General features: G+C 62.6%; 23 protein-coding genes. 13 read left to right on the top strand and 10 right to left on the bottom strand.

Features of this window, described 5'->3' with window-relative positions; translation table 11 throughout:
- Positions 1–26: 26 nt before the first annotated feature.
- The 4 genes from LL253_RS04380 to eno all read right to left on the bottom strand — a co-directional run bounded on the left by LL253_RS04380 (position 27) and on the right by eno (position 4402).
- The gene (locus tag LL253_RS04380) at positions 27–1412 is read right to left on the bottom strand and encodes a pyruvate dehydrogenase complex E1 component subunit beta (RefSeq protein WP_228226327.1); all 1386 of its coding nucleotides are present in this window, start codon (positions 1410–1412) and stop codon (positions 27–29) included.
- Positions 1412–2485 carry a pyruvate dehydrogenase (acetyl-transferring) E1 component subunit alpha gene (gene pdhA / locus LL253_RS04375; protein ID WP_228226326.1) on the bottom strand — a complete coding sequence of 358 codons (1074 nt, stop codon included), beginning with the start codon at positions 2483–2485 and terminating at the stop codon, positions 1412–1414. The genes LL253_RS04380 and pdhA overlap by 1 nt, the downstream gene beginning before the upstream one ends.
- A 240-nt stretch (positions 2486–2725) precedes the next feature.
- Positions 2726–3037, bottom strand: a complete 312-nt coding sequence (locus tag LL253_RS04370; protein WP_009821429.1) for an FtsB family cell division protein — start codon at positions 3035–3037, stop codon at positions 2726–2728.
- A 90-nt stretch (positions 3038–3127) separates the two neighbouring features.
- On the bottom strand, positions 3128–4402 hold the full coding sequence (gene eno / locus LL253_RS04365) for a phosphopyruvate hydratase (RefSeq protein WP_228226325.1): 1275 nt from the start codon (positions 4400–4402) through the stop codon (positions 3128–3130).
- A 213-nt stretch (positions 4403–4615) separates the two neighbouring features.
- On the opposite strand from eno, the gene LL253_RS04360 reads away from it, so the two are divergent.
- The 5 genes from LL253_RS04360 (at position 4616) to LL253_RS04340 (ending at position 6953) form a co-directional block, all read left to right on the top strand.
- Positions 4616–5227 (top strand): hypothetical protein, encoded by a 612-nt coding sequence (locus LL253_RS04360; protein WP_228226324.1) that lies wholly within the window; start codon positions 4616–4618, stop codon positions 5225–5227.
- Positions 5228–5281: 54 nt separating this feature from the next.
- Entirely contained in the window at positions 5282–5671 is a 390-nt protein-coding gene (locus LL253_RS04355; RefSeq protein ID WP_009821425.1) for a hypothetical protein, read from the top strand.
- Complete coding sequence (locus LL253_RS04350; protein WP_228226323.1) at positions 5668–5982, top strand: hypothetical protein; 315 nt, start codon at positions 5668–5670, stop codon at positions 5980–5982. Before LL253_RS04355 ends, LL253_RS04350 begins: the two co-directional genes overlap by 4 nt.
- 3 nt (positions 5983–5985) lie before the next feature.
- Positions 5986–6627, top strand: a complete 642-nt coding sequence (locus tag LL253_RS04345; RefSeq protein ID WP_228226322.1) for a hypothetical protein — start codon at positions 5986–5988, stop codon at positions 6625–6627.
- A 104-nt stretch (positions 6628–6731) separates the two neighbouring features.
- Positions 6732–6953, top strand: a complete 222-nt coding sequence (locus tag LL253_RS04340) for a DUF4170 domain-containing protein (protein WP_009821422.1) — start codon at positions 6732–6734, stop codon at positions 6951–6953.
- 60 nt (positions 6954–7013) lie between these two features.
- Here the strand turns inward: LL253_RS04340 and LL253_RS04335 are convergent, their stop codons facing one another.
- The 6 genes from LL253_RS04335 to carA all read right to left on the bottom strand — a co-directional run bounded on the left by LL253_RS04335 (position 7014) and on the right by carA (position 13648).
- On the bottom strand, positions 7014–7673 hold the full coding sequence (locus tag LL253_RS04335; RefSeq protein WP_228226321.1) for a rhomboid family intramembrane serine protease: 660 nt from the start codon (positions 7671–7673) through the stop codon (positions 7014–7016).
- Between the two features lie 4 nt (positions 7674–7677).
- Positions 7678–8154 (bottom strand): transcription elongation factor GreA, encoded by a 477-nt coding sequence (gene greA / locus LL253_RS04330; RefSeq protein WP_009821420.1) that lies wholly within the window; start codon positions 8152–8154, stop codon positions 7678–7680.
- An 80-nt stretch (positions 8155–8234) separates the two neighbouring features.
- Complete coding sequence (gene carB / locus LL253_RS04325; protein ID WP_228226320.1) at positions 8235–11570, bottom strand: carbamoyl-phosphate synthase large subunit; 3336 nt, start codon at positions 11568–11570, stop codon at positions 8235–8237.
- Entirely contained in the window at positions 11563–12003 is a 441-nt protein-coding gene (locus LL253_RS04320; RefSeq protein ID WP_228226319.1) for a hypothetical protein, read from the bottom strand. Before LL253_RS04320 ends, carB begins: the two co-directional genes overlap by 8 nt.
- Before the next feature lie 101 nt (positions 12004–12104).
- Entirely contained in the window at positions 12105–12473 is a 369-nt protein-coding gene (locus LL253_RS04315) for a ribonuclease E inhibitor RraB (RefSeq protein WP_228226318.1), read from the bottom strand.
- Positions 12470–13648, bottom strand: a complete 1179-nt coding sequence (gene carA / locus LL253_RS04310; RefSeq protein ID WP_228226317.1) for a glutamine-hydrolyzing carbamoyl-phosphate synthase small subunit — start codon at positions 13646–13648, stop codon at positions 12470–12472. Before carA ends, LL253_RS04315 begins: the two co-directional genes overlap by 4 nt.
- Positions 13649–13804: 156 nt before the next feature.
- Between carA and LL253_RS04305 the strand changes: the two genes are divergently transcribed.
- The 8 genes from LL253_RS04305 to LL253_RS04270 all read left to right on the top strand — a co-directional run bounded on the left by LL253_RS04305 (position 13805) and on the right by LL253_RS04270 (position 22054).
- Positions 13805–14257, top strand: a complete 453-nt coding sequence (locus LL253_RS04305; protein ID WP_228226316.1) for a GatB/YqeY domain-containing protein — start codon at positions 13805–13807, stop codon at positions 14255–14257.
- A gap of 134 nt (positions 14258–14391) precedes the next feature.
- Entirely contained in the window at positions 14392–14799 is a 408-nt protein-coding gene (locus LL253_RS04300) for a GIY-YIG nuclease family protein (RefSeq protein ID WP_228226315.1), read from the top strand.
- On the top strand, positions 14796–16673 hold the full coding sequence (gene dnaG, locus LL253_RS04295) for a DNA primase (RefSeq protein WP_228226314.1): 1878 nt from the start codon (positions 14796–14798) through the stop codon (positions 16671–16673). The genes LL253_RS04300 and dnaG overlap by 4 nt, the downstream gene beginning before the upstream one ends.
- 46 nt (positions 16674–16719) lie before the next feature.
- Positions 16720–18768, top strand: a complete 2049-nt coding sequence (rpoD, locus tag LL253_RS04290) for an RNA polymerase sigma factor RpoD (protein WP_009821413.1) — start codon at positions 16720–16722, stop codon at positions 18766–18768.
- A gap of 137 nt (positions 18769–18905) precedes the next feature.
- The gene (locus LL253_RS04285; RefSeq protein ID WP_009821412.1) at positions 18906–19589 is read left to right on the top strand and encodes a DUF6975 family protein; all 684 of its coding nucleotides are present in this window, start codon (positions 18906–18908) and stop codon (positions 19587–19589) included.
- A gap of 74 nt (positions 19590–19663) precedes the next feature.
- Positions 19664–20509, top strand: a complete 846-nt coding sequence (locus tag LL253_RS04280) for an AAA family ATPase (RefSeq protein ID WP_009821411.1) — start codon at positions 19664–19666, stop codon at positions 20507–20509.
- A 3-nt stretch (positions 20510–20512) separates the two neighbouring features.
- Positions 20513–20920: a GFA family protein gene (locus LL253_RS04275; RefSeq protein WP_228226313.1), complete on the top strand. Its 408-nt coding sequence runs from the start codon at positions 20513–20515 to the stop codon at positions 20918–20920.
- A 96-nt stretch (positions 20921–21016) separates the two neighbouring features.
- Positions 21017–22054 (top strand): hypothetical protein, encoded by a 1038-nt coding sequence (locus LL253_RS04270; RefSeq protein ID WP_228226380.1) that lies wholly within the window; start codon positions 21017–21019, stop codon positions 22052–22054.
- The last annotated feature ends 37 nt before the right edge of the window (positions 22055–22091 follow it).

Here is a 22091-nt window from a genome sequence, read left to right as displayed (position 1 = left end):
ACCCCGGCGGGGCCGCCCTTCCCGTCTTACTTGTAGCAGACCTTCTTGGCCGCTTCGACCACGCGGGCCGCGTCGATCAGCGCGGCCTTTTCCAGGTTGGCGGCATAAGGCAGCGGCACATCCTCATTGGTGACGCGCAGCACCGGGGCGTCGAGGTCGTCAAAGCCCTTTTCCATCACGACCGCCGCGATTTCCGAGGCGATAGAGCAGGTCGGCCAGCCTTCTTCGACCACCACGATGCGGTTGGTCTTCTTGAGGCTTTCCAGCACGGTGGCGGTATCGAGCGGACGCAGCGTGCGCAGGTCAATGACTTCGGCGTCAATTCCCTCGCCCGCCAGCGTTTCGGCCGCTTCAAGCGCTACGCCGACGCCGATCGAATAGCTGACCAGCGTCACATCCTTGCCCGGCTTCATGATCCGCGCCTTGCCGATCGGCAGGACATAATCATCGAGCTTGGGGACGTCGAAGCTGCGGCCATAGACCAGTTCGTTCTCCAGGAACACGACCGGGTCTTCCGAGCGGATCGCAGCCTTGAGCAGCCCCTTGGCGTCGGCTGCGTCATAGGGCGCGATGACGATGAGGCCGGGGACGGACGCATACCAGGGGCCGTAATTCTGGCTGTGCTGCGCGCCGACGCGGCTGGCCGCGCCGTTGGGACCGCGGAACACGATCGGGCAGCGCATCTGGCCGCCGGACATATAGTTGGTCTTGGCCGCCGAATTGATGATGTGGTCGATCGCCTGCATGGCGAAATTGAACGTCATGAATTCGATGATCGGACGCAGACCACCCATGGCGGCGCCGGTGCCGACGCCGGCAAAGCCATATTCGGTGATCGGCGTGTCGATGACCCGCTTTCCGCCAAATTCGTCGAGCAGGCCCTGCGTGACCTTGTAGGCGCCCTGATATTCGGCGACTTCCTCACCCATCACGAAGACGCGCTCATCCTTGCGCATCTCTTCGGCCATGGCATCGCGCAACGCTTCGCGCACCGTCGTCTTGACGAATTCAGTGCCTTCGGGAATTGCCGGATCCTGCACGGCAGGCTTGACCTCGGCGGCCAGATTGGCGGTGCCGCTTTCGGGCTTTTTGGGCGCGTCGGGTGACGCCTCGGCCTTGGCCGGCGGCGCGCTTTCCTCGGCCTTGGGTGCCGGCGCGGCATCCTCACCGCCCTCGCCCGCCATTTCGGCGATGACGGTGCCGACCTTCACGCCTTCCGATCCCTCGGCCACCATGATCTTGCCGATCTTGCCTTCATCGACGGCTTCGAATTCCATCGTCGCCTTGTCGGTTTCGATCTCGGCGAGAATGTCGCCGGACTTGACTTCATCGCCTTCCTTCACCAGCCACTTGGCCAGCGTGCCCTCTTCCATCGTCGGCGAGAGCGCCGGCATCTTGATTGCGATACCCATTAATATTGCTCCACCAGCACGTCGGTATAGAGTTCAGCCATGCCCGGTTCGGGCGAGGTTTCGGCGAAATCTGCCGCCTCGCTCACGGTCTTGCGGATGTTCTGGTCGATGCTCTTGATCTCGTCCTCGCCAACGCCAGCCTCGATCAGATATTTCTTTACGCCCTCGATCGGATCGCTGGTGTCGCGCATGGACTGCACTTCCTCACGCGAGCGATATTTGGCCGGGTCGGACATGGAATGGCCACGATAGCGGTAGGTCTTCATTTCCAGCAGAATGGGACCGTTGCCGCCCTGCACCCATTTGAGCGCTTCCTCAGTCGCGCCGCGCACAGCGAGCACGTCCATGCCGTTGACCTGAATGCCGGGAATACGGAAGCTTTCGCCGCGACGATAGAGCTGATCCTCTGACGAGGCGCGATTGACGCTGGTGCCCATGGCGTACTGGTTGTTTTCAATGACGAAGATGATCGGCAGCTTCCACAGTTCAGCCATGTTGAAGGCTTCGTAGACCTGGCCCTGGTTGGCCGCGCCATCGCCGAAATAGGCGACGCACACGCCGCCATCGTCATTATATTTGTGCGCGAAGCCCAGGCCCGCGCCCAGCGACACCTGCGCGCCGACGATGCCGTGGCCGCCGTAGAATTTATGCTCGACGCTGAACATGTGCATCGAACCGCCCTTGCCGCGCGAAATGCCGGCTTCGCGGCCGGTGAGTTCGGCCATGATGATCTTGGGATCGATGCCATAGGCGAGCATGTGCCCATGGTCGCGATAGCCGGTGATGACACTGTCCTTGCCGGGCTTGAGCGCCGACTGGATGCCGACCGCGACCGCTTCCTGGCCGATATAGAGGTGACAGAAACCGCCGATCAGACCCAGGCCGTAAAGCTGGCCGGCCTTTTCCTCGAAACGGCGGATCAGAACCATCTGCTTGTAGAAGTCCAGCAATTCGTCCTTGCTGGCTTCGTAATCCGAGGGCGTTTCGGGGCGCGGCCGATTATGGTCCGCTCCGGCGGGTGCAGCCGCCTGTGCCTTTGCACTCGAAGCACGCGGCGTCGTTGATTTCGCCAAGGCTGTTATCCTTTTGCGTGGGTAGGATGGAAGGAAGCCCGATATAGCGACAGGGTTGCATAGTTTGCAACTGCACACACTACGGAATCCGGGCAAAATCCATAGCTGACACGGTGAATTTATGGCCCGATCCAACGCCGGTCGCGTCGCTTCCGCACATCGTGGCAGCAAAATTACGGATTGCCGGCTTGGCACGCAAATTCGTTGCGCCGGGTACCGGCTCCGCATGGAATCGCTGTATCAGTTGAGCGGCACGATCACTTCATCATGATGAATGACGCCCAGCTGGCGGCGAACCAGCTCGTCAGCGAGATCGGGATCGACCCGGCGCGGATTGAGCGCGTCCACCCGGTTGCGCAATTCCGCGCGCGCCTGCTGCGTCTTCTTAAGCTCCAGCTTCGCGCCATGCAGCTGGCGACTATAGTCACCCCAGGCGAGCACGCCATTCGACCCCAGCACCACATAGCCGGCAAAGGTCAAAAGCAGCAGCAAGGCGATCGCAGGCCCAAAGGCCGACACCAGCAACAGTCTGAGTTTCGCGATATGCGCCATGGCCTAGTGGAATCACAGCGAAAGCCCGGCCGCAAGCGAAAAATATCCAACTTGCGGCCAGCCGATCATTTCAGGCATGAAAGCCCCGGTTCAGCGGAAGATCGAACGCCCCGCATAGACCGCCATATCCCCCAGTTCCTCCTCGATGCGGATAAGCTGGTTATATTTGGCAAGCCGGTCGGACCGGGCGAGCGAGCCGGTCTTGATCTGCCCGCAATTGGTTGCGACGGCCAGATCCGCGATGGTCGCATCCTCGGTTTCCCCAGAGCGATGCGACATGACCGCGCTGTAGCGCGACCGGTGGGCGAGATCGACGGCGGCAAGCGTTTCGGTCAGCGTGCCGATCTGGTTGACCTTGACCAGCAGCGAATTGGCCAGCCCCTTGCCGATGCCCATGGCAAGGCGCGCGGGGTTGGTCACGAACAGGTCGTCGCCGACCAGCTGAACCTTAGCGCCAATCTTGTCGGTCAGCGCCTTCCAGCCTTCGAAATCATCCTCGCCCATGCCGTCCTCGATCGACCGGATCGGGTAGTCGGCGCACAAGGCAGCGAGATAATCGGCCATTTCCACCGGCGAAAGTGACAGGCCTTCGCCCGAAATCTCATATTTGCCGTTCTTGAAAAATTCGGTCGCGGCACAGTCCAGAGCCAGCACAACGTCGTCGCCCGGCTTGTACCCGGCCTTTTCCACCGACAGCATGATGAAATCGAGCGCATCGCGGGTCGAGGCGATATTGGGTGCGAAGCCGCCTTCGTCGCCGACCGAAGTTGCAAGCCCCTTGTCGTGCAGGCCCTTCTTAAGCGTATGGAAGATTTCCGATCCGATGCGCACGGCGTCGGCGATGCTGTCGGCACCGACCGGCATGATCATGAATTCCTGAAAATCGATGGGGTTATCGGCATGTTCGCCGCCATTGATGATGTTCATCATCGGAACCGGCAGGACATGCGCGCTGACGCCGCCGACATAGCGATAGAGCGGCAGGCCGCGTGCATCGGCAGCGGCTTTCGCGACCGCCAGGCTGACGCCCAGAATTGCATTGGCACCCAGACGCGATTTATTGTCGGTGCCGTCGAGATCGATCATCGCGGCGTCGACTTCGCCCTGATCCTCTGCATCCAGTCCGATCAGTTGCTCGGCAATCTCGTCATTGACCGCCGCAACCGCCTGGAGCACGCCCTTGCCCAGATATTTCGTCTTGTCGCCATCGCGCTTTTCCACTGCTTCATAGGCGCCGGTCGATGCCCCTGACGGCACGGCCGCGCGGCCAAAGCTGCCATCTTCGAGCATGACGTCGACTTCGACGGTGGGATTGCCGCGGCTGTCGAGAATCTGGCGGGCGTGAATGTCGAGAATGGCGGTCATGATCGCTCCTGAAATGAAGGGCCTGCATCGCGGCCGGTCGCCGATTTCGCGCTCCGCTTAGCCAGCGACCGCGCCAATGGCAATGCGGGGCTTGCACCGGCGCAAAAAATGCCGATGGTCAAAATGTAACGGCAACGGAACTGTAGTCGCCCGCGAAGCATTAGGGGCTCGAACACCTGCCGACACACTGTATCGAAAGGGAGAAACAGGACGATGGTCGACACCCCCGAAACGCCGCCCGCCAAGCGCGGCCGCAAGCCCGCTGCCGACAAGCCCGCAAAGGCCAAGGCCGCCAAGACCGTCATCACTCCCGAACCGGTCGAGGCGGCGCCGATGAAGCCGGCAGCGACGCGGGCAACCGCTGACGAAGGCAGCAACGGCGCGGAGAGCAAATGGAGCGCGCAGATCGCCCCCATCAAGGCGCAGGCCGAAAAGGCCGCCAAGACCGCCAAGGAAAAGATCAATTCGGTGGATTGGAAAGCCCATGTCGATCCGTTGAAAGACCAGGCGGGCAAGACCGCCAAGTCGGCGGCGATCGTCGCCAAGGACAAGACGGGCACCGCGATGCAAAGCCTGGCCAAGCTGATTTCCGACACCGCCGGCACCGTGGACGCCAAACTTGGCCCGCAATATGGCGACTATGCGCGCCAGGCCGCCGAACAGGTTGCTGGCGCCGGGACCGCGCTGGAAGGCAAGGACGTCGATCAGTTGATGGACGAAGCGCGCGATTTCGTGCGCAAGAGCCCGGCCGTGGCGATCGGCGCCGCCGCCGTCGTCGGTTACGTCCTGATGCGTTTGGCCAAGGGTTCCGACGACAAGGCCTAAGGCATTGGGCCCGCGCATGGCGGGCCTGCTCATTCCCGCGCAGCGGAGGGTATATTGATTGAAGAGCCAGCGGAAACGGCGGTCACGCCGCATACCGAGGGGCCCGAAGAGGCTGCGCGGCAGGAATCGGTAGGGGAGGCGTTCAAGCGAGTCTATGAAGACGCGCGCGCCTATGCCGCTGCCGAGGCGGAAAAGCAGAAGCTGCGCCTCGGCCTCATCATGGCCGGCGTTCGAAATGCAGCGATATTCGGCATCGCTGCCTTCCTGATGATTTTCGCCAGCCTAGTAGCGCTTCTTGTCGGTTTGATCCACGTGTTTGAGCCGATGATTGGTCCGCTCGGGGCGGCTCTGGCCGTATTTGCGGCCGGGATCATCGTCGCCATAGTTTTGCTGCTGCTCGCGAAGGGCTGTATCAGCCGGATGAAGAAGGCGATTGCGCCATGACGCCGGCCGAGATCGCCTATCGCGCGGCCGTCGCCAATGCCGATGCGCAACGTGCGCGCCTTGTGGACAGCGCGCAGGCCGCTAAAGCCCGTATTTCTCCCGCGCGACTGAAGCAGGATGCGAAGGACAAGGTCGCGGCCACCGCGCTGGACGGCGTCGCCTATGTCGGTGCGAAGGTCCAGCAGCGCCCCATAGCGGTCACCGCGGCCGTCGGTGCGCTCGGCCTATTCATGGCCCGTCGCCCGATCACGGCACTTTTGCGCCGCTTATACGTTCGCTTCCACGACAGACATAGACAATTCGGAGATTGAGTGATGGCCGATATTCGCGCACAGATTTCCCGCGCCCGCGAGGCCGCTAATGACGCGGCGACCAATGCGTCTGACCGCATCCGCGAAACCAGCGGAAAGGCGCGCGACAGCGCGGGCGAGTTGATCAACAGCAGCCGGGAAAAGGCTGGCGACGCCTATGCCGACGCCCGTGACAGGACGCAGCGCGTCGCGACGCGCGCCAATCAGATTGTTCAGGATCATCCCGTCATGGCGGTTGCAGGCGCGGTTGCCGCTGGCGCACTGGTCGCATGGATGTTCCCGAAAAGCCGCCGCGCGATGAAGGCGCTTCCCGGACTGGCCACAACATTGGGCGCTCGCGCGGTCGAAGCGGCAGCCGCTGCCCGTTCCGCCGCGTCCGACGAAGCAGATATCGTAACGCACAAGGCCGGCGGCGTTCTGACGAAAGCCAAGGCCTTTGCGGCGCAGGGCGCGGACAGCTTGCGTCATCGCGCTGACGACGCGTACAGCGCGGCGAGCGACGCCGCATCGTCAGCGCGCGAAAATCTCGCCGCTGCCGACCTCAGCGCCAAGGCGTCCAGGCTGGCCGATGACGTCACCGCGCTGGTGGTTGCCAAGGTCGATGCGATCAGCGACGCGGTTAAGGCCCGGTTGCCCAAAAGCTAATCGCGATTGCGCTGAACGCAACAGGGCATCCCGTCCCTCTTCTTGGCGGATCGCGGAGACGATGCTAAGGCTCCGCGATCATCCAAGGGAGAATAGATAACGCCATGAGCAAAATGCATCTGGTGATGGGCGGTCGCGTCAAGGATCCGCAGACGTTGGAATTTCAGGATCTGAACCAGGTGGATCTGGTTGGTGTCTATCCTGATTATGCGTCGGCCGAAAAGGCATGGCGGGGCGCTGCGCAGCGGACGGTTGACGATGCTGAAATGCGCTATGTCATCGTGCATCTGCACCGCTTGCTGGAACCCGAACTTCCTACCGCCTGAGCCGGCAGCTCAAAGAATTTTCGCCCGTTCGATCGCCAAGGTCGAACGGGTTTTTCTTGTTCAGTGAACGGCGCGCGGTTTCTTGCGAAAACGCCAGCGCAACAATGGACGAGTGAGAGCAAGCCCACCCAGAAATCCGCCGATATGCGCCGCGATCGCGATCTGGCCCAGCCCGCCGGCGCCCCCCGACGTAGCAACGCCGATCATCAACTGGATCGCGATCCATCCGGCGGCCAGCCATAAGACGCGCACCAGATTTGCCGACAGCGGACCAACCTTGCGCACCTGCTGCTGGCTATAGAGCAGCGAATATGTGGCGATGATCGCGGAAATGGCGCCGCTGGCGCCGACCATTGGATTGGTGGAAGCCGGATCGACCAGATATTGCGCCAGACAGGCCGCATAGGCACCGACGCCATACAGCATGAGCGTCCCGCTCCACCCCAGCACATGCTCCACCTGCCGGCCGCAGAAAACCAGCATCAGCATATTGAAGCCGATATGCAGCCACCCGGCATGGACCAGGGTGCAGCTGAGCGGCGTCAGCCAGGCAGGCACGGCGGCCATGCCCGCGAGCAGGCCCGGGTCGCCGAACCGCGCGGGGATGAAGCCGCCAAGGATCGCGGCGTCCTCGACCCGATTGGCGGCGATCAGCGCCAGGAAGACGGCGACGCTGATCGCCGCCAGTCCATTGGTGGCGCGGCCCGACGGCAGGCGCACGGGGTCAGAGGAACTCGATCTTGTCGACCAGGTAGAATTTGTCACCCGATGGGACAGACACCTCCACCTCATCGCCGACTTCACGGCCGATCAATGCGCGGCCAAGCGGGCTGGAATAGCTGATCATGCCGGCCTTGGCATCGGCTTCGGCCTGGCCGACGATCTGATATTTCACCGGCTTGTCGTCTTCGTCCATCAAGGTGACGGTCGCGCCGAAAATGATCTTGTTGCCCGACAGGGTCTTGGGATCGATGACCTGCGCACGCGACAGCTTGTCTTCCAGATCGTTGATCGTCGCTTCGACCTGGCCCTGACGCTCCTTGGCGGCATGATATTCCGCATTTTCCGAGAGGTCGCCATGGGCACGGGCTTCCTCGATGGCGTCCACGATCAGCGGCCGTTCGGCCTTCAATTCGCGGAGCTGCGCGTTGAGCTTGTCATAGCCCATTTGCAGCATCGGCATCTTCTCGACGGTCGCCATTCCTGTAAATCCTTCGTCAAAACTTCCCTTTGGCGGCCCTGGCATAGGGCCGCCCCGCATCGTCATTCCTGTGCAGGGGATCAGGCGTGCGACCCGGGATAATAGGATTGGAGCGAGCGCACTTCAAGGGCGCGACTGCGCAAGGCTTCGATCGCGTCCGCCGCGGCGACGCTGGCGGCCGCCGTGGTAAAGCTGGCGATCTTGGCGCGCAGCGCCGATGTGCGGATAGCCTTGCTGTCCTTCAACGACTGCCAGCCTTCGGTCGTGTTGAAGATCAGCTGCACGTCGCCATCGGTAATCCGGTCGACGATATGCGGCCGCCCTTCGGCCACCTTGTTCACCCGTTCGACGGCGATGCCCTGCCCTTCCAGATAGCTGGCGGTGCCGCCGGTGGCGATGATGGTGAAGCCCATGGCCGCCATCTTCTGTACAGCGGGCAGGATCACCGGCTTGTCGCTGTCCTTGACCGACACGAACACGGTGCCACCGGTGGGCAGCAATGTGCCCGCCCCCAACTGCGCCTTGGCGAAGGCTGTGGCGAAATCCTTATCAATTCCCATGACTTCGCCGGTGCTTTTCATTTCCGGTGAGAGCACCGGATCGACGCCGGGGAAGCGGGCGAAGGGGAATACGGCCTCCTTGACCGCGATATGGTCAATCGCGTTGCGGTCGATCGTCGGCAAGTCCTTGAGCTTCTCGCCCGCCATGACGCGGCTGGCGATCTTGGCGATGGGCGTGCCGATCGCCTTGGCGACGAAGGGCACGGTGCGGCTGGCGCGCGGGTTGACCTCGATCAGGTAGACGACGCCGTCCTTGACCGCGAACTGGATGTTCATGAGGCCCCGCACGGACAGTGCGCGGGCCAGCACATCGGCCTGCCGCTCGATTTCCGCGATGATGTCGGCCGACAGGCTGTAGGGCGGCAGCGAACAGGCGCTGTCGCCCGAATGCACGCCCGCTTCCTCGATATGCTGGAGCACGCCCGCCACTACGACGTCATCACCATCGCACAGTGCGTCGACATCGACCTCGACCGCGTCGCGCAGATACTGGTCTATGAGGACCGGCGAGTCGCCCGACACCTGCACCGCGGTGGCGATATATTCCTCCAGCTGCGCCTGCCCGTCGACAATCTCCATCGCGCGACCGCCCAGCACATAGGATGGGCGCATCAGCACCGGGTAGCCGATGCGGTTGGCGACGGCGATCGCCTCCTCCCGGCTGCGGGCGATGCCGTTGGCGGGCTGCTTCAATTTGAGCTTGTCGATCAGCGCGGCGAAGCGTTCCCGGTCTTCGGCCAGGTCGATGGCATCGGGGCTGGTGCCAAGGATCGGCACGCCTGCGTCCTCCAACGCCTGCGCCAGTTTGAGTGGGGTTTGCCCGCCAAACTGCACAATGACGCCCGCCAGCGTGCCCGCCGACATTTCGACGCTCAATATCTCCAGCACATCCTCGGCGGTCAGCGGCTCGAAATAGAGGCGATCCGATGTGTCATAGTCGGTCGACACCGTTTCCGGGTTGCAGTTGACCATGATTGTTTCATAGCCCGCCTCGGCCAGCGCGAAGCAGGCATGGACGCAGCAATAGTCGAACTCGATCCCCTGCCCGATCCGGTTGGGGCCGCCGCCCAGGATCACGACCTTCTGCCGATCGCTGGGCTGCGCCTCATTCTCCGCCTCGCCGAACAAAGGCGCTTCATAGGTGGAGTACATATAGGGCGTCTTCGCCTCGAATTCGGCGGCGCAGGTGTCGATGCGCTTGAAGACGGGGCGCACGCCCAGCTTGTGGCGCAGCTTGCGCACCTCTTCTTCAGTCACGCCGCCGGTCATGGCCTTGACCGCATCGTGGATCAGGCCGCTGCTGCGCGCGATGCCGCGTTCCATGCCGCGTAGATTGGCGGATTTGAGCGCGAGAAAGGCGAGCCGCTTGTCGGAAAAGCCCATGGACTTCAAACGCCGCATGCCCTCGGCATCCTGTGGCAGGCCGTTTTCCAGCACTTCGCTCTCGGCCTCGACGATTTCCTTGAGGCGTTCCAGAAACCAGGGATCGAACTTGGCGATGCTGTGAATTTCGGCGACGGTCAGGCCTTCGCGCAGCGCCTGCGCCGCGATCAGCAGCCGGTCGGGTGTGGGCTTGGCCAGCGCGGCGACGATGTCGTCGCGCGACGCGCCTTCCAGATGGTCGACAGTATTGAAGCCCGACAGGCCGGTTTCCAGACCGCGCAGCGCCTTTTGCATCGATTCATGGATGTTGCGGCCGATCGCCATGACTTCGCCTACCGACTTCATCGCGGTGCCGAGCAAGGGTTCGGACCCCTTGAACTTTTCGAACGCGAAACGCGGGATCTTGGTCACGACATAATCGATGGTCGGTTCGAACGAGGCCGGGGTCGCCCCGGTGATGTCATTCTCGATCTCGTCGAGCGTATAGCCGACCGCCAGCTTCGCCGCGACCTTGGCGATCGGGAAGCCGGTCGCCTTCGACGCCAGCGCCGAGGAGCGCGACACGCGCGGGTTCATCTCGATCACGATCAGGCGGCCGTCCTTGGGATTGACCGCGAACTGCACGTTGGAACCGCCTGTTTCGACGCCGATTTCGCGCAGCACCGCAATGGATGCGTTGCGCATGATCTGATATTCCTTGTCGGTCAGCGTCAGCGCGGGCGCCACGGTGATGCTGTCGCCGGTATGGACCCCCATCGGATCGACATTCTCGATCGAGCAGATGATGATGCAATTGTCGTTGCGATCCCGCACGACCTCCATCTCATATTCCTTCCAGCCGAGGAGGGACTCCTCGATCAGGACTTCGGTGGTCGGCGAGGCGTCGAGGCCGCCGCGCACGATGCTCACGAACTCGTCGCGATTATAGGCAATGCCGCCGCCGGTGCCGCCCATGGTGAAGCTGGGCCGGATGATCGCAGGCAGGCCGGTGAACTCCAGCGCGTCGAGCGCTTCTTCCATCGTGTGTGCGATGCGCGAGCGGGCGGATTCAAGGCCGATCTTGTCCATCGCGTCGCGGAACTTGATCCGGTCCTCCGCCTTGTCGATGGCTTCCGCGTCCGCGCCGATCATCTGGACGCCGAACTTCTCCAGCGTGCCGTCGTTGAACAGCGCCAGCGCGGTGTTGAGCGCGGTCTGCCCGCCCATCGTCGGCAGCACCGCGTCGGGCCGTTCCTTCTCGATGATCTTCGCCACGATTTCGGGCGTGATCGGCTCGACATAGGTCGCGTCGGCAAATTCCGGGTCGGTCATGATCGTGGCCGGGTTGGAATTCACCAGGATGATGCGATAGCCCTCTTCCTTGAGCGCCTTCACCGCCTGCGTGCCCGAATAATCGAACTCGCACGCCTGGCCGATGATGATGGGGCCAGCGCCGATGATGAGGATGGAGGAGATGTCGGTTCTTTTAGGCATTACGGAAAACTAGGCCTCGCTTCAATTCGATTTGACGGCGCTCAACTTCAGCAGTGCGTATGGGACGAAAGCCCCCGCCTACTGCTGAATCTGCAACCCAAAATTGCGCCACAGTTCCATGAAAGCCGACTACCCAGTGGTTTGGCTCGCGTAAACGTATCAGTGCAGCCTCATCATCTGAGAGATGTGACATTAACTCAAAAATTGAGGTAGAACCTGTATCAGCAGCAAAAGAGACTATGGTCCTAACATCGACATTAAGGCGCAAAGCCTCATTCAGATCTTCTGCAGCTTTTCTTAATTGCCCTTGGCGATATCCATTCCGAACCAAATCAGCTGTAAGCGCCCCCTGAATTTCGAGGCTTTGAAGAACTACGCGAAATGCCTTCCTGTTCAGACTTTCGCGCTCAACACCATCAAGGTTTTTTCGCATAGCTGCGAAATTTACGAGCGCGTAAACTCCGCAAAGACCATCAAGGTCTCCCTGCTGCGCACAGCTTATAGCTCCAGCTTGATCAAGGTCATCGCCCACTATCAATGCACGCCCCCCGCCTGTGCCTCGCAGCCCCAGCCGTCATATTCGACGCCGCAGAGGATTTCGATCTGGAGGCATTTCTTCGTCAGCGCGCGGATCGATTGTTCGTCGACCGGCTGCACGCATTCGAGGAACAGGAACAGGTCGCCCTCCTCATCTTCTTCCCGGTCCAGTTCGACGAAACCGAACTGGCTGGCGATGGTCAGCACCCGCTCGAAATCCTGTTCGCTGCCCCGGAAGCTGACGTCCACTGGCCGCGCGATGCGCGCCACATCGCCATTGGCGGCGAGATTGGCGAGGACGTCCTTGTCCGCCTCCCACTCGGCGGCGAGGCGCGATTCATCGACGGGGGGGAGGTTCTGACTCACGCCGCGACAGGCCCTTTGAGACCCTCCACGAACCGCTTGAACAGATAGAAGCTGTCCTGCGGGCCGGGCGAGGCTTCGGGGTGATATTGCACCGAAAAGGCATTTTTGTTCGTCAGTTCGATGCCACAATTGCTGCCGTCGAACAGCGAGACATGGGTGGCGCGCACATTGGCGGGCAGCGTGTCGGCGTCGACCGCAAAGCCGTGGTTCATGCTGGTGATTTCGACCAGCCCGTCCGACAGCCGCTTGACCGGGTGGTTCGCGCCGCGGTGCCCCTGATGCATCTTGATCGTCTTCGCGCCGACCGCGAGGCCAAGCAACTGGTGGCCAAGGCAGATGCCGAAGATCGGCATGTCCGCCTCCATCAGCGCCGCGATCACCGGCACGGCATATTCGCCAGTCGCGGCGGGATCGCCCGGGCCGTTGGAGAGAAACACGCCGTCGGGCTTCTGCTCGATCACCTGCTCATAGGTGGCAGTGGCGGGCAGCACGGTGACACGCGCGCCGGCCTTCACCAGGTTGCGGAAGATGTTGTTCTTCGCGCCATAGTCGATCGCGACGACATGGGGGCGCTCCTCCCCCGCCTCATTCAGGCCATAGCCAAAGCCCAGCTTCCACACGCCGTCCTTCCACAGGCGGCTTTCTTTGCCCGTGACTTCGATGGCGAGGTCCATGCCCTCCAGCCCCGGCCAGCTTGCGGCCCTCGCGGCCAGCGCGGCAATGTCGAACCCGCCGTCGGGATCATGGGCGATGACGACATTGGGCGCGCCCTTTTCCCGGATCATGCGGGTGAGCGCGCGGGTATCGACGCCCGACAGGCCGACGCGGCCATGCGCCGCCATCCATTCGTCGAACGGCGCGACATTGCGGAAATTGCTTGGCTCGGTCACGTCCTGCCGCACGATGCAGCCCAGCGCATAGGGATTGTCGGCCTCGACATCCTCATCATTGGTGCCGACATTGCCGATATGGGGGAAGGTGAAATTGATGATCTGCCCGGCATAGCTGGGATCGGTCATGATCTCCTGATAGCCGGTGATCGAGGTGTTGAAGCAGAGTTCGCCCACCGCCTCGCCGACCGCGCCGAAACCGCGACCAAAGACAGCGGAGCCGTCCGCAAAAACCACGACCCCTGTCGCTCCCTTGGGCACAATGAGGGTCTTGGCGTCTGCCATGGCTATGCGTTTCCTTTATGCTTTTGCGGAGGCCCGTCTGGTGCGGGTTAAACGGCCGGTCAGGTAGGCGGGCGTCCCCCCAAGGTCAACGTCTGTTAAAAATCTCTTTTGCCGCTATATCTGGTCCTTTCCGAAAGAGACAGGATTCTATCGCCCATGATTCGCGAGCAGGTTAAGAGTGCCCAGGTTGAAGCGATGAAGGCTGGCGACAAGGAAAAGCTGGCCGCCGTCCGCCTGATCCTGGCGAAGCTGAAGGACCGCGACATCGAATTGCGCACCGCGACCAGCGTGCCCGATGACGACGCCGTGGTCGTGGACGTGCTGCAAAAGATGGTGAAGCAGCGCCGCGAATCGATCGAGATGTTCAAGAGCGGCGGCCGCGACGAACTTGCCGCCAAGGAAGAGGCCGAACTGGCGGTGATCGAAGGCTTCCTGCCCGCGCAGATGAGCGAGGACGACACCAGGGCCGCGATCGAAGCCATCAAGGCTGAGGTCGGGGCAACCAGCGTCAAGGATATGGGTAAGGTCATGGCGGTGCTGAAGGAACGTCATGGCAGCGTCATCGACATGAGCAAGGCGAGCGGCCTGGTGAAGGCGGCGCTCGCTTGAACGTCGCGGACAAATCCCCCTCCCGCTTGCGGGAAGGAGCCGGATCGCCCTACCACCCCCGTCCGTTTCGAGCGAAGTCGAGAAACGTCTTACACGGCGCTCGACACGCTTAGGGGTTCGGGCATAATCGGATAATGGCTTTCTGGACCTATATGCTCAAATGCGCGGATGGTCGCTATTACACCGGACACACCGACAATCTGGAGCATCGCATAGGTCAACATCAATGCGGTCAGGGTAGCCGTTTCACTCGTGCGCGCCTCCCTGTCACGCTGGTCTGGAGCGAGGATTTGACTAGTCGGATCGAGGCGCTCGAGGCCGAACGCGTCATAGGCGGATGGTCGCGCGCCAAGAAGGAAGCGATGATAGCGAATAACTGGTCACTGGTCTCATATCTCGCGAAACCGCCCAAAGAGCGCGACACAGCAATCGTTCCGGTCGGTTCAAGCGAAGTGGAGAGGCGAGAAGAGTGCGCTAGCCGTTTCTCGACTTCGCTCGAAACGAACGGATTGGGTATGCCAGATACCGAGCCACCCGCATGACCCTCACTCCGCAGTGGCTGGACGAACTGCGCGCGCGCACGTCGCTGTCGACGCTGATCGGCAAGTCGATCAAGGTGCAAAAGGCCGGGCGCGAATATAAGGCCTGCTGCCCGTTCCATAATGAAAAGACGCCCAGTTTCACGATCAACGATGAAAAGGGCTTTTATCATTGCTTCGGCTGCGGCGCGCATGGCGATGCGATCCGGTGGATGACCGACCAGCGCGGCCTGCCCTTCATGGAAGCGGTGAAGGAACTGGCCGCCACCGCCGGGATGGAAGTGCCCGCCGCCGATCCGCGCGCGGCCAAGCGCGCCGAACAGGCCAAGGGCCTGCATGAGGCAATGGCGGCGGCGCAGAGCTTCTTCGAGGATCAACTGGGCGGTCTGGATGGCGGGGAAGCGCGCGCTTATTTGGGACGACGCGGCATTAGCGACGCCACGCGCCGCGCTTTCGGCTTTGGCTATGCGCCCGACGCGCGCGGCAGGCTGAAGACCGCGCTTCGGGACTTTGGCGAGCCGATGCTGGTCGAGGCCGGCCTGCTGATCGACCCCGAGGGTGAACGCGACAGCTATGACCGGTTCCGGGGCCGGCTGATGCTCCCCATCCGCGACATTCGTGGACGGGTGATCGCTTTTGGCGGCCGCATCCTGGGCGATGGCGAACCCAAATATCTGAACTCGCCCGACACGCCCCTGTTCGACAAGGGGCGCACCCTCTACAATATCGACAAGGCGTCACCCGCCAGCCGCCAGACCGGCCGCGTCATCGTGGTCGAAGGCTATATGGACGTGATCGCGCTGGCGCAGGCGGGCTTTGCCGATGCGGTGGCACCGCTCGGCACGGCGCTCACCGAACATCAGATCGAACGGCTGTGGAAGATGGTGGAGGTGCCGGTCCTCTGTTTCGACGGCGACGGTGCGGGCCAGAAGGCGGCGATCCGCGCCGCAATGCGCGCCCTGCCCCTGCTGCGCCCCGGTCACAGCCTGTGCTTTGCAACGCTCCCCAAAGGGCAGGACCCCGATGACCTGATCCGCGCGAACGGGCCGGCGGCAATGCAGGCCGTTTTGGACGATGCGCAACCGTTGATCGAACGGCTTTGGGCGCATGAGCTATCGGCCGCGCCGCTCGATACGCCCGAGCAGAAGGCCGCGCTCAAACAGCGATTGCGCGCGATATCGGACGCGATTGCCGATCCCGATGTGCGCGCCCATTATGCCCATGCATTTCGCGAGAGGTATGGCGCGCTGTTCTTCGCCCGGCGCGAGGCGGCGCCGTTCCAGCCGCGGGCTCCGGGCGGCGGCGGTGCGCAACGCTGGCAGCGTGACCGGCGCGGCAACTGGAAACCGCCCATCCCGCCGGCGGGGCAGGAGGCACGCGCGATCGGCGCGGGCGGCATGGAACAACGGCTGCTGCGCGCCGTTCTGGCCGCACTGCTGCGCCATCCCGAGCAGATCGCGCCGCATCGCGAGATGCTTTCCGGCCTCCACATCGCCGACCCGATGCTGGGTCAGTTGATGGGTGCGATGATTCGTTGCTCCTTCCACAAAGAAACAGTTGAAACAGAGGGCCTCCTTACCATATTGGGGCAAGGTGTTGTGTATAATATGGCCAAGGGGATGCTCCGGGCCGACACATTCACACTCACCCCAAGCAGGATGACCACCGACCCCGATCGCGTTGCGCGCGATCTGGAGGAGGCCGTTCGGGTGATTGCGCAAGGGCCGGAGCTGGAAGCGGCGCTGGTGGAGGCTACGAGACGATTCGAAAGCGATTTCAGCGAGGCCAATTTCGCTGAACAGCAGCGCATCCGCGCACTGAAAGCCGATCATGATCGTCGTCTCGCGGAACTGGCGCAGTCCGAAGATAGTATTTGAACAAGGTTCGCCCTTTTGACGAAGGGCAGCGAAGCAAGGCGATTACATGGCGACCAAGGCGAACAGCAAGACCGGTGTGGCAGAGGGCGAAGATGGCGGCGATGCGCCGCTGCTCGACCTGAATGAAGCGTCCGTCAAGAAGCTGATCGCGCGCGCCAAGAAGCGCGGCTACATCACCTATGACGAATTGAACGATGCCCTGCCGCAGGACCAGATGTCGTCCGAGCAGATCGAGGATATCATGGCCGCGCTCAATGAGATGGGCGTCAATATCGTTGAGAATGAGGAAGCCAGCGAGGACGGCGACGAGCAGCGCGAGCGTGAAGATGCCGAGGACGCCGAGGACGAATCGAGCGACGATGACGGCCCCAAGCTCGTTACCGAGAAGAAGAAGGAAACCGTCGACCGGACCGACGATCCGGTGCGCATGTACCTGCGCGAAATGGGCGCGGTGGAACTGCTCAGCCGTGAGGGCGAGATCGCCATCGCCAAGCGGATCGAGGCCGGTCGCGATACGATGATCTTCGGGCTGTGTGAGAGCCCGACCACCTTCAACGCGATCATCGAATGGTCGACGGCGCTCAACAACGGCGAAATGCAGCTGCGCGAGATTCTGGATCTCGACGCCATGCTGTCGAAAGATCCCGCGCCCGAAAGCCTGGAAGAAGGCGCCGAGGATGAGGATGGCGAGATCAGCGAAAAGACCGCCGGTCCGAGCTTCAAGGAAGAGGAAGAGCCCGAGGAGGAATCCGCCGACGGGGACGAGGATGAGGACGGCCTGACAGAGCGCCGCGCCCGCCGCAACGAGGAAGAAGAGGAAGAGGACAACACCCTCTCCCTCGCCCAGATGGAAGAGACGCTCAAACCGATGGCGTTGGAGAAGTTCGCGACCATCACGGACATCTTCCGCAATTTCTCGCAGGCGCAGGAAGCGCGCATGCAGGCGATGGCGAACGGCGACGCATTGAGCCAGAAGGCCGAGGACGATTATCAGGCGCTGCGCGAAAGCCTGACAGCCGAGGTCGAAAGCGTCCAGTTCCATCAGCAGAAGATCGAATATCTGGTCGATCAGCTCTACGCCTATAACCGGCGCCTGACCGCGCTGGGCGGGCAGATGCTGCGTCTGGCCGAACGGCATAAGGTCAGCCGCAAGGATTTCCTCGATCGCTACGTCAATCATGAGCTGGACGATGGCTGGCTCGACAAGGTGAGCGGACTTGACAAGAAGTGGACGGCCTTTGCCGCCGCGGAGGGCCGTTCGGTCGACCGCATCCGCAACGAGATCGCCGAAATCGCACAGGCGACCGGCATGTCGCTGGGCGAATTCCGCCGCATCGTCAACATGGTGCAAAAGGGCGAGCGGGAAGCGCGCATCGCCAAGAAGGAAATGGTCGAGGCCAATCTGCGCCTCGTCATCTCCATTGCGAAGAAATATACGAACCGCGGCCTGCAATTTCTCGACCTCATTCAGGAAGGCAATATCGGCCTGATGAAAGCGGTCGATAAATTCGAATATCGTCGCGGTTACAAGTTCAGCACCTATGCCACCTGGTGGATCCGTCAGGCGATCACCCGCTCGATCGCCGATCAGGCGCGCACCATCCGTATCCCGGTCCACATGATCGAGACGATCAACAAGCTGGTCCGCACCAGCCGCCAGTTCCTGCACGAGCAGGGCCGCGAGCCGACGCCCGAGGAAATGGCCGAGCGCCTGTCGATGCCGCTCGAAAAGGTGCGCAAGGTGATGAAGATCGCGAAGGAGCCCATCTCCCTCGAAACGCCGATCGGCGACGAGGAGGATTCGCATCTGGGCGATTTCATCGAGGACAAGAATGCGATCATCCCGGTGGATGCCGCAATTCAGGCGAACCTGAAGGAAACCGTCACCCGCGTCCTCGCCAGCCTCACCCCGCGTGAAGAACGCGTGCTGCGCATGCGCTTTGGCATCGGCATGAACACCGATCATACGCTGGAGGAAGTGGGCCAGCAGTTCAGCGTGACCCGCGAGCGCATCCGCCAGATCGAGGCGAAGGCGCTGCGCAAGCTCAAGCATCCGAGCCGGTCACGCAAAATGCGCAGCTTTCTCGATCAGTAAAGCAATCTTAACCATATTCGACGGAAAAGGGCGGCTTTCACGGTCGCCCTTTCTGATTCTGTAAACCGGGCGTTTACTCCGGATGCGTATGCCGGTGATGACCCCCGCACAGGCCGGGGCCTGACAGGGATTGGGACATGAGCGAAGCGGCACCGCGACTGCAGTCTGGCGACATTGCGCGCGTGCTCGATGCGCTGGTCGCGGCGGACGGAACGGCTGCCCACGCCTATGTCATCCGCGCACGCACGGGCCTTGCCAGCGAAGGATTGCTGTCGCTGCCCGACTTGGCCGATGCGGCATCCTATATGTGCCTGCTGCACGGCCGCCATCCCGGCGTCATCGACCATGCCGCCACCCGTTCGGCGGAAAATGCCGCACGTCAGTGGTTGATCGAGGCGGCCGACGCCTTCGCCGCCGAACGCACCTATCTGACCCAGGTTACGGTCGCCGCCGGCCCCGCTCCCAGCACGGCCGGTCAGGCCGATTGCGAAGCGGCGGTCAGTCAGCAGCGGCACGCGCTCGACACGCTGGCCCAATCCGACCGGCGCGGCTGCGCCATGGGGGCGGCGATCGCCCTGGTGCTCGATTGGCGCGGCATGCGGCAGATGCTCGACATGGCGGCCATCCGCGCGGGCATCGAGCCGCACCCCTGCGCCCTGCCCGATCGCCTGACGACGCTGGACGTCGCGCGCGCGATCGGCGGCGACGACATCATCGACCGCGCGATCCAGTTTGGCGCGCGACAATTGCTCACCCAGCATCGCGGCCTGTGGGACCTGCTTGCCGCCCGCGCCAATCTGCGCGGCCGCGCCGGCCGATAGCCGCTTTCCCGATTGCGCGCCCGCGCCGCTTTCCCTAGTCCGGTTGCACGCAGCAACGGGAGCGGACGGATTTCATGCGCTTTGAAGGCACCCAGGATTATGTCGCCACCGACGACCTGAAGGTCGCGGTCAACGCCGCGGTGCTGCTACGCCGCCCGCTGCTGGTGAAGGGAGAGCCGGGCACCGGCAAGACCGTGCTCGCACAGGAGATTGCGCAGGCTCTGGATGCGCCGCTGATCGAATGGAACGTCAAGTCGACGACCAAGGCGCACCAGGGACTGTACGAATATGACGCCGTCGCCCGTTTGCGCGACGGGCAACTGGGCGATCCGCGCGTCCACGACATTTCCAACTATATTCGCAAGGGCAAGCTGTGGGAGGCGTTCACATCCCCGCGCCTGCCGGTGCTGCTGATCGACGAGATCGACAAGGCCGATATCGAATTTCCCAACGATCTGTTGCAGGAACTCGATCGCATGGCCTTCCATGTCTACGAAACGGGCGAGACGATCGCGGCGGCGGAGCGCCCCGTCGTGGTCATCACCTCGAACAATGAAAAGGAATTGCCCGACGCTTTTCTGCGCCGCTGTTTCTTCCACTATATCAAATTCCCCGACCGGGAGACGATGGAGAAGATCGTCGAGGTGCATTTCCCCGGCATCCAGAAAATTCTGGTCAGCCGGGCGATGGAAATATTCTACGAGATTCGCGACGTGCCGGGGCTAAAGAAAAAGCCCAGCACCAGCGAACTGCTGGATTGGCTGAAACTGCTGCTGGCCGAGGACATGCCGCTCGACGTGCTGCAAAACAGCGATTCGACCAAAGCGATCCCGCCGCTGCACGGGGCGCTGCTCAAGAATGAGCAGGATATCATGATGTTCGAGCGCCTTGCCTTCATGGCGCGCCGTCAGGGACGCTGAGCCATGGCACATCATGCCGGATGCCTGTGCGGTCAGGTGCGCATCACGATCGACGCCGAACCGACCGGCGCGCGTCATTGCTGGTGTCGGCTATGCCAATATCTGAGCGCTGGCGCCGGCACAGTGAACCTGGCTTTCCCCAGCGACGCTGTGCAGGTCAATGGCGACATACGCTGGCATGACAGCGTCGCCGACAGCGGCAATGCGATGCAGCGCGGTTTTTGCCCCCAGTGCGGAACGCCCCTGCTCAGCCGGGCGGAGGCGCGCCCTGCGGTCGTGATCGTCCGGGCCGGCGCGCTCGACAATCCATCGCTGCTGGCCCCGCAGATGGAAATCTGGACCAGCACCGCGCCCGATTGGGCCCGCCTTGATCCCGACATCCCACATCATCCCGCGCAGAACCCGCAATAGCCGCGATTGGGGCTTGCGCGCGCCGGGCAAGCCTGTAGCCTCCCTTCCATAGTTCAAGGCCGCGCCAAGACGGTCTGGTTCTGGAGAGGGATGCCCATGCCCGCACGCGCCTTGTTGCTTCTGCCCATCGCCCTTGGTCTGGCAACGCCCACGCTTGCGCAGACGGCGCAGGACATGGAAGCATGGACCCCGACCGCGACGGCCTTGCGCGCCAATGCGGCGGGGATCAGCCTGCCCCAGACAGTCGGCGGCCTCTCTCTCACCAAAAGCGGGGAAGCATCGAACGGGGGGCGCGCGGTCGATAACTATGCCCAATATCTGTCGCAGGACGGCGCCGTCCAGGCCACCTTCTATGTCTATATGCCGACCTACGCCGACGCGTCGCTCGCCGCCTATATGACCGACAAGGCGATCATGGAGCGCTTTGGCGACAAGACCCGCCGGACCGCCTATCAAAGCGCGCCGGTCGATGGCCTTCCCCAGCGCGCCATTCGCGCGGTTTATGACGATGCCGCCGATGGCGCGCTGACGACCGCGGCAGGCTTCGTCCATGCCGGGCGCTGGATCGTCAAGATCCGCGTCACCGGCCCGACCGACCGTCGCAAGAATGTGCTGGATGGCCTGGACGCGATGCTGGCCAGCTTGCAGGTCGAGGATAAGGCATCGCTGCATATGACCGCTCCGGCGCACTTCGCCGCCTGCCCGGCATCGGACGCCGGCGAAGCCAGGCTGACGCCTGCGCAGGACGGGGCGCCTGCCCTGCCGCACAGCGTGCGTATTCCTCGCGATGGCAAGGACAGGCTTTGCCTGCGGGGCGCGGTCGAGACCGCTGATGGCCGCTATGACATTCTTCAGCAGACCGGGCGCCGCGATGGCGCGATCATCGTGCCGGTCGATGACAGCGGCACCCTGCTCGCCTTTGATCCCGCCACGCCGGGCAAGGGCTATCAATTGTCCATCCATATGGTGGGCCAGACCGACCTTTACGGCACCTATGACAAGGTGCCCAGCCCGCGTCAGATCGCCGCCATCCTGGACGGGAAGGATCCGCAGACCGCACAGGCGCAGGCGATCGTCGCCTATGCCGCGACCGGTGAGGCGACGATGCAGCCGGGCCGCGCAGGTCGGCGCTGACATTCGCTTTCCTCCACCGCATTCCATCCTTTAAGAC

Source organism: Sphingobium soli, assembly GCF_020782245.1.
GTDB lineage: Bacteria > Pseudomonadota > Alphaproteobacteria > Sphingomonadales > Sphingomonadaceae > Sphingobium > Sphingobium soli.
This window is presented reverse-complemented; position numbering and strand designations above follow the sequence as displayed.

Coding starts and splice junctions, on each gene's coding strand:
- LL253_RS04380 (WP_228226327.1), bottom strand. CDS start 1,412: ATGGGTATCGCAATCAAGATGCCGGCGCTCTCGCCGACGATGGAAGAG.
- LL253_RS04370 (WP_009821429.1), bottom strand. CDS start 3,037: ATGGCGCATATCGCGAAACTCAGACTGTTGCTGGTGTCGGCCTTTGGG.
- eno (WP_228226325.1), bottom strand. CDS start 4,402: ATGACCGCCATTCTCGACATTCACGCCCGCCAGATTCTCGACAGCCGC.
- LL253_RS04360 (WP_228226324.1), top strand. CDS start 4,616: ATGGTCGACACCCCCGAAACGCCGCCCGCCAAGCGCGGCCGCAAGCCC.
- LL253_RS04350 (WP_228226323.1), top strand. CDS start 5,668: ATGACGCCGGCCGAGATCGCCTATCGCGCGGCCGTCGCCAATGCCGAT.
- LL253_RS04345 (WP_228226322.1), top strand. CDS start 5,986: ATGGCCGATATTCGCGCACAGATTTCCCGCGCCCGCGAGGCCGCTAAT.
- LL253_RS04340 (WP_009821422.1), top strand. CDS start 6,732: ATGAGCAAAATGCATCTGGTGATGGGCGGTCGCGTCAAGGATCCGCAG.
- greA (WP_009821420.1), bottom strand. CDS start 8,154: ATGGCGACCGTCGAGAAGATGCCGATGCTGCAAATGGGCTATGACAAG.
- carB (WP_228226320.1), bottom strand. CDS start 11,570: ATGCCTAAAAGAACCGACATCTCCTCCATCCTCATCATCGGCGCTGGC.
- LL253_RS04320 (WP_228226319.1), bottom strand. CDS start 12,003: ATGCGAAAAAACCTTGATGGTGTTGAGCGCGAAAGTCTGAACAGGAAG.
- carA (WP_228226317.1), bottom strand. CDS start 13,648: ATGGCAGACGCCAAGACCCTCATTGTGCCCAAGGGAGCGACAGGGGTC.
- LL253_RS04305 (WP_228226316.1), top strand. CDS start 13,805: ATGATTCGCGAGCAGGTTAAGAGTGCCCAGGTTGAAGCGATGAAGGCT.
- LL253_RS04300 (WP_228226315.1), top strand. CDS start 14,392: ATGGCTTTCTGGACCTATATGCTCAAATGCGCGGATGGTCGCTATTAC.
- dnaG (WP_228226314.1), top strand. CDS start 14,796: ATGACCCTCACTCCGCAGTGGCTGGACGAACTGCGCGCGCGCACGTCG.
- rpoD (WP_009821413.1), top strand. CDS start 16,720: ATGGCGACCAAGGCGAACAGCAAGACCGGTGTGGCAGAGGGCGAAGAT.
- LL253_RS04285 (WP_009821412.1), top strand. CDS start 18,906: ATGAGCGAAGCGGCACCGCGACTGCAGTCTGGCGACATTGCGCGCGTG.
- LL253_RS04280 (WP_009821411.1), top strand. CDS start 19,664: ATGCGCTTTGAAGGCACCCAGGATTATGTCGCCACCGACGACCTGAAG.
- LL253_RS04275 (WP_228226313.1), top strand. CDS start 20,513: ATGGCACATCATGCCGGATGCCTGTGCGGTCAGGTGCGCATCACGATC.
- LL253_RS04270 (WP_228226380.1), top strand. CDS start 21,017: ATGCCCGCACGCGCCTTGTTGCTTCTGCCCATCGCCCTTGGTCTGGCA.